Source organism: Microcystis sp. M53603_WE2, from assembly GCF_030065435.1.
In genome coordinates, this window is sequence record NZ_JASJFF010000391.1 from 1 (window position 1) to 6,286 (window position 6,286).

The 6,286-nt window shown below is 43.9% G+C and carries 6 protein-coding genes and 1 tRNA gene; 2 read left to right on the forward strand and 5 right to left on the reverse strand.

What is annotated here, in order from left to right:
* Positions 1–336: 336 nt before the first annotated feature.
* Entirely contained in the window at positions 337–975 is a 639-nt protein-coding gene (locus PX481_RS08290) for a hypothetical protein (RefSeq protein WP_288094336.1), read from the reverse strand.
* Positions 976–1,077: 102 nt separating this feature from the next.
* On the opposite strand from PX481_RS08290, the gene mnmA reads away from it, so the two are divergent.
* The gene (mnmA, locus tag PX481_RS08295; protein ID WP_288023815.1) at positions 1,078–2,136 is read left to right on the forward strand and encodes a tRNA 2-thiouridine(34) synthase MnmA; all 1,059 of its coding nucleotides are present in this window, start codon (positions 1,078–1,080) and stop codon (positions 2,134–2,136) included.
* A gap of 89 nt (positions 2,137–2,225) precedes the next feature.
* Here the strand turns inward: mnmA and PX481_RS08300 are convergent, their stop codons facing one another.
* The 4 genes from PX481_RS08300 to PX481_RS08315 form a co-directional block, all read right to left on the reverse strand.
* Positions 2,226–2,978, reverse strand: coding sequence for a phycobilisome rod-core linker polypeptide (locus PX481_RS08300; RefSeq protein WP_287732694.1), 753 nt, complete (start codon positions 2,976–2,978; stop codon positions 2,226–2,228).
* A 617-nt stretch (positions 2,979–3,595) separates the two neighbouring features.
* A complete protein-coding gene (locus tag PX481_RS08305; RefSeq protein ID WP_002795626.1) occupies positions 3,596–4,177 on the reverse strand; it encodes a phycobiliprotein lyase in 582 nt (193 codons plus the stop codon).
* A 75-nt stretch (positions 4,178–4,252) separates the two neighbouring features.
* A complete protein-coding gene (locus tag PX481_RS08310) occupies positions 4,253–5,176 on the reverse strand; it encodes a restriction endonuclease (protein ID WP_147071733.1) in 924 nt (307 codons plus the stop codon).
* Between the two features lie 383 nt (positions 5,177–5,559).
* Entirely contained in the window at positions 5,560–5,895 is a 336-nt protein-coding gene (locus PX481_RS08315; RefSeq protein WP_147071731.1) for a hypothetical protein, read from the reverse strand.
* Between the two features lie 134 nt (positions 5,896–6,029).
* On the opposite strand from PX481_RS08315, the gene PX481_RS08320 reads away from it, so the two are divergent.
* Positions 6,030–6,100: transfer RNA gene (locus tag PX481_RS08320), tRNA-Cys, on the forward strand.
* The last annotated feature ends 186 nt before the right edge of the window (positions 6,101–6,286 follow it).

Consider the following 6,286-nt stretch of genomic DNA (forward strand, 5'->3'; position numbering starts at 1 on the left):
CCATAGTTGTGAGGTACAGAGTCTTAGGTTTTGAGGAGTCAGGAGTCAGGAGTCAGGAGTTAAGATTTTGGTGTACCTCATGAGATTGGGAAACGCTATATAACCAGCTACTTATGTGTAATTAATTGTGTCTAGCTACTTAAAAACTTGCCCTCAAAATTAATTTTTGACAATTTCAATTAATATTGTGTCTCCCCACTCTCCTATACCTTTTAAACAGGATTTAGTATTACAAGCGGTTTTATTAACCCGCAGCAGGGCAAGGGTTAAGGAGACTTAGGGATAATTCCCAGACCTGAACCCGGATTATTATTAATATTTTCAACCCTAACTTTACTAATTATTGAGGGTAATAATCTGGGCGCTAAAACCCTGTTTAGTCAACTCTTGTACTCTTTCCTTTGCTTGGTATTGTTGCTGAAATAACCCCACTTGAATAACATTTTCTCCCGCGCGGATAAATGCGAGGGGTTCAATTTCTTTAATTTTCGCCAACGCTGCTGCACTATTACTTTTAACTTCAACGCGAAAGAGTTGATTAGTAGCAATAACCCGCTGCTGTGGTGCGGGGGGTTTATTGGCGCGATTTTCAGGTCTGGGTGCCGGTGGATTGACAGTTGGACGAGGATGATTATTAATCACCGTAGCATCGGCGGGCCGCACGGTAGCGGGAGCTTGAAAAACGTATTCTCTCAGGGGTTGATTACCGGAAACTGGGGCAGCCACCGGGGGGCGAACTGATGGAGAATTAACGAGGGGTAAATTTAAGGGTGAACATTGGGAACAATTAACAGCACTGGGACTGTCTGAACGTTTAGTTGGTTGTCTCACCGCCGGCGGTGGGGGCAAACGACGACCGGGATAAAGATTCTGGGCAAAAGATAAGTTTGCTTTTAGCAGCACGGTTGCTTGAGCGATTATCCCGACTTTTAACCAAAATAAGGCCGAGAAAAACAGTAGGTTTGTTCTCATCATGCTGGTTTGTCCTCACACAAAATTTGGGTACACCATGTCCAAATTTTAAAGGAGGAGATGCTAGTCTAGAAAGTATATTGGTTAAAAATCATGACAAGGTTTATGGGAAAAGTTGTTGTCGGTCTATCGGGGGGAGTAGATAGCTCTGTTGCCGCTGCCGCCTTACACGCTCAAGGTTATGATGTTATTGGCTTGACCCTGTGGTTAATGAAGGGTAAAGGTCAATGCTGCTCCGAGGGGATGGTAGATGCGGCCTTTATTTGTGAGCAGTTGGGGGTTTCCCATCATATTGTCGATAGTCGCGAGCTTTTCCAAAAAGAAATTATTGATTATCTGGTTTCCGGTTACGAAGCGGGAATCACACCGCTGCCCTGTTCTCAGTGCAATAAAGCGGTAAAATTTAGCCCGATGCTGCATTATGCTAGGGAAACCTTAGAAGCGGATACTATTGCCACCGGTCACTACGCTAGAATTCGTTTTTCTCCGGAAAATAACCGTTATCAACTGCTGCGCGCCGTCGATAAAAATAAAGATCAATCCTATTTTCTCTATGATCTAACTCAAGATGTACTGCGTGGGACTTTATTTCCCTTGGGAGAACAAACCAAGGCAGAAACCCGCAGGATTGCCCAGGAATTCGGCTTAAAAACAGCAGATAAACCCGATAGTCAGGATTTGTGCTTGATTGAAGCTCACGGAACGATGCGATCGTTCTTGGATAAGTATATCGCTGTTAGTGAGGGCGATATCGTCGATCTCGATGGCAAAGTTTTGGGTAAACATAGCGGTATCCATCATTATACGATCGGACAACGCAAAGGCATCGGCATCGCCGCCGCCGAACCCCTCTATGTGGTAAAACTCGATCCCGTCATGAATCGGGTTATCGTCGGTAATCGCGCCAGTGCCGTTAGTGCCGCTTGTCTTGTCGGAAGGATGAACTGGGTTTCTATTGCCGAACCCACCACCCCTATCCGCGCGCAAGTACAGGTCCGTTATCGTTCTCCGGCCGTTCCCGTCAATGTTATTCCCCTAGAAAATGAGCAAGTGAAGCTGGTTTTCGATGAACCACAATTTAGCATCACCCCGGGCCAAGCAGCCGTGATTTATGAAGGGGAAATCGTTCTCGGTGGGGGGATTATCTCAGGAGTAACCCCATAGGGAGAGCCACCAATTCACAAAATAACCTGATTATGGTTCGGGGGTCATTCTGCCAATTAGGGACTCTCCCCGGCAAGTTGAGCTAAAAATTAACGACGGGGTACAGAAGCCTCGATGTTAATATTCATAGCGGAGACTCTTGGTACAGGATTGCCTTTGGCACTACCGAGACCCCGGGCCATAGCCAAGAAGCTGGAAGGATCGCCAGCTTTGGGTTTTTGCTCTTGGGGAACATAGCGACGGACAGCATTCTGCCAAACGATTTGGGGGAAGCCCAAAATACCACGATAGTAGCCATCGTAGCGAGGCGAGGTGATGTTGAATGGACGTTCACCGATGTCGCGGCTGGCCAGGGTGCGACGACGTTGGTAGGGAACGGTATCATAACCAAAGCTTTGCAGATACTCGTCACTGTTGAGAAGTTGATCGACAAAACCTTGAATCCCTTTGGTGGCAACGACAATCGACCAAGCAATTTTTTCTCTTTCGCTATAGACATCGCGACCGAGAACTCTTTGTACTACCTGTTCGACAAAGCGATAGTTGCTGTTTTTCTCGTAGAAGCTGTTATAGAAGGTTTTCGATAACAGTAAACCACGAATGAAATCCCGCACCGATAATTGTCCATTACGCAATTGGGATTCGAGGAAAGGTTCCCGATCCCATTTGAAGGCATGGAAGAAAATCTGACGGTAAGCGGCTTCGATTAAATCGTCCAGGTCGGTAGGGGAGAGGACATTTTCCGTCGTGTAAACTCTCGGTTTTTCGTCTCCACCGACATCATAACCAGCTACCCGCACGTTTTGGGACTTGGGGGCGTAATTTAAAAGAGGAATGGCCAAGGGTAAACCTCCGTATCCTTAGAAATGCTTAAAAAACTTTCCTCCTAATGATAAGGGAGTAGGTGCCAACTAGAAAAGAAATATTAAAAATTCTTACAATTGTTAAGAAAACTTGCTTACCATCCGGGGTGTTGGGGAGCGCCGGAGCAGGGAGCGCCGGAGCAGGGAGCGCCGGAGCGGGGAGACCACTTCGTGCGCGTTGCGGGGGAGCGGGGAGATGGGTAGGGTTGATTCATAGTAGGGTTGATTCATAGTAGGGTTGATTCATAGTAGGGTTGATTCATGAATCAACCCTACCCAAACCCCTAGGGTTGATTCATTCTCCGAATCTAATTCTTTTTTTTGCTACCTTTAATCGCTTATGAGGTAAGCTAGGGAGCAGGGGAGTACAGGTTTTTGCTCTCATAGTAGGTTGATTCATGAATCAACCTACAAAGCGCGACGTTTTGAAAAATTTTCAGATATTTATTCCGAGAAATCGACTAAAAACGTTGCCAGACAAGGATTAGAGAGAATGACATTTGAGAGAATGAAACCACTCTAGGGAGATGGGAGAAAAAAGCTGATAACTGATAACTGATAACTGATAACTGATAACTGATAACTGATAACTGAATTTACCAGCCACTAATCGAATAGGATGATGGTTCGGGGGAATCACTAGAGACTGACTCCGATGACTGATTGCGGGATTCAGCACAAAAAGTGGCCGTATTAAAACCGCCAAAACGTTGAACTGTGCTAGTGCGGAGACGTAAATCGGTATCGGCAAACCAAAAACGCTCGATCGAGGTCATAGTTTCGTATTCTGTAATTAAGACTAAACCTTCCTGTTCATCAATGTGATAACGGCCCGCCACGGGAATGATTTCCGCATAACCTCGCTCCCGCAGGAGAACACCCGCTTGGGGATTATCTTCGTCGGGAATTAGCGCAAAAACGGTGGTTCCTTGATGATTTTCGTTTTCTTTGTCCCACTGCATCGAACCATCCCAACTGACAAAGGCACCCCCCACAGTCTTAGCGGGATCCACTTCGTGCATTTCACAGATAGCGATAATTTTCGGGTTATCGGCGCTTAAAGCTTCCACATAAATCTCGGAATCGCCGGTTTCTGCGCGTCGAAAGGGTAAATGATGGGTGGTGCGCTGAGATTTCCACTGTCCCGCACTTTTCTGAAAAAAGGTCATACCGTCCATAGTTTTTATCCTCTGTTTTTTCCATCTATTTTAACGCCATAGCCGTTTTCTGTAACCCTTGTCCCCCTCTCTCTCTCATTCATCCCCAAAATAATCATGATCAATTCTCTTGATTTCATAGATTTTTTGGGTCGATACACCTAGGTTATAATCAATCATCAATTGACCTAATTCTTCTCCATCAATCAGCACTATTTTTATCTCATTTCTGGGGGCATATTCTAAAGCCTCTTGGGTAAAATAGGAAGTAGTGATAAAAATGCCTTTTTTGGCTCCTTGTCCCGCTAATGCCCCGACAAATTTCTGGATTTCTGGACGACCAACGGCATTATTATCAGCCCATCTTTTGGCTTGAATATAGATTATATCTAAACCGAGTCTATCTTCTTTTATTATTCCATCAATCCCTTGATCACCGCTCTTACCCACTGCTTTACCTGCATCTCTAATCGAGCCACCATAACCCATTTTTACCAGTAATTCTACTACTAATTTTTCAAAAGCATCTGGGGATAATTTTCGCAGAATAGAAAGTAAGTCTGTCGCTAATGCTTGACGAATTTCTTGATAGGAGTTTTCTAGTAATTCCTCTGGGTTTTGTTCTTGATCAGAAGTTGATAAATTGCTTTCAAGAGTAATAGTTTCATTTTGCTTATTGACTCTAGTAAATTCTTGAAACTCAGGAAATTGCCTGAGAAATTTTGTATCGATATGGTCTAGATTTTGAGATAAGATTTCTTTTCCTTTCTCAGAAATTACAAAAGTTGCCCTTTGGGGTGACTCAATTAATCCCGCTTTCTTTAAATAGGTTTTTGCCCAACCGACTCGATTAGCAAAAATTTCTTGTTGTCCACTGGGAAGCATTTCTTTTCTTTCCGCTTCCGTGACTTGAAACTCTCTGACCAAGGCTTCAAAAATTTCTCGATATTTATAAACTTTGCCATCTGCAAGTATTTTTAATAGCGGCAACATAATCGATTGAAAATCTGGAATAGGCATAGTTCAGATGAAAAGCGGGGTCAGTCATTCCGATTATACAGCAACAATCTCCAAGAATTTAGATAATAATACAAAATCGTTTTTTAATAGTGCGATTAACTGCCAATCGAACTTTTAAAACCCACTCCCTGCTTCCCTAATTCCCCACTCCCTACCCTCCTATACTTTTAAAACAGGATTTAGTATAATACACCTGAACTTATTAATGATTGGGAGGCATTCCTAAAGAATTTGAGAGAGAAATTATCGCCATTGATAATCGTCTTGATACTCAAAAATAAGCTGTTGACTATCTAAATTACTTGTTAAGACTGTCTATGAGCGCCAGAGCTGCGGAGCAGGGAGAGCTTTTTTGGTGATAGCTAAAAAACCCCCTATCCCTGCTATTCATACAAAATCTCATCAAAACAAGCTTCTCCCACACTCGCTAAAGTCCTAGCGGCAGCTTTATCGGTTTTCGACTTCTGCACGAGGGTGCGGAATTGCTGTAGATTGTAACGAGCTTGGAATTTTTTAATCGTGCAGTCGCATAGATCTTTGGCCACATCAGCAGCTAATCCCTCCGCGCGCGCTCTTTGTAAACATTCTTGACGATAACTGTCAAAAGTCGTGGCAGGATTAGAACTTTGGCTAAGGTAAACGGCATTATTAGCCTGTACTGGCAAGGATAAAGCCAATAAACCGATAAAAGTTAGTAAATATCTTTGATTTCTCATCATAATAGCTTTTTTAAGCCTGAAATCCCCCACTATATTAGAGAACTGCTGCATAAATTATAGATCGATCGCTCAACTCTTAGGTTCCAGTCTTGGCAAACTGCCAACTGTTATGCTAGGATAAGTAGTGCTTGATCGGCGCCATCGCCAAGTGGTAAGGCAGAGGTCTGCAAAACCTTTACCCCCAGTTCGAATCTGGGTGGCGCCTTGGAAAATGTCGGCAATCTTTTCTTGATTGCCTTGTCTAAATTAAGGTTTACCAAGGTTTTACCTAGAATGTCGGATGAATGCCCCCGCTACATTTTTCGACAAGATACTCACCTTTGCGGGGGATGAAATCCGACCAGAATATCAACCGCGGAGCATCGGTTTAATTCCCCCATCTGTCGGTAAA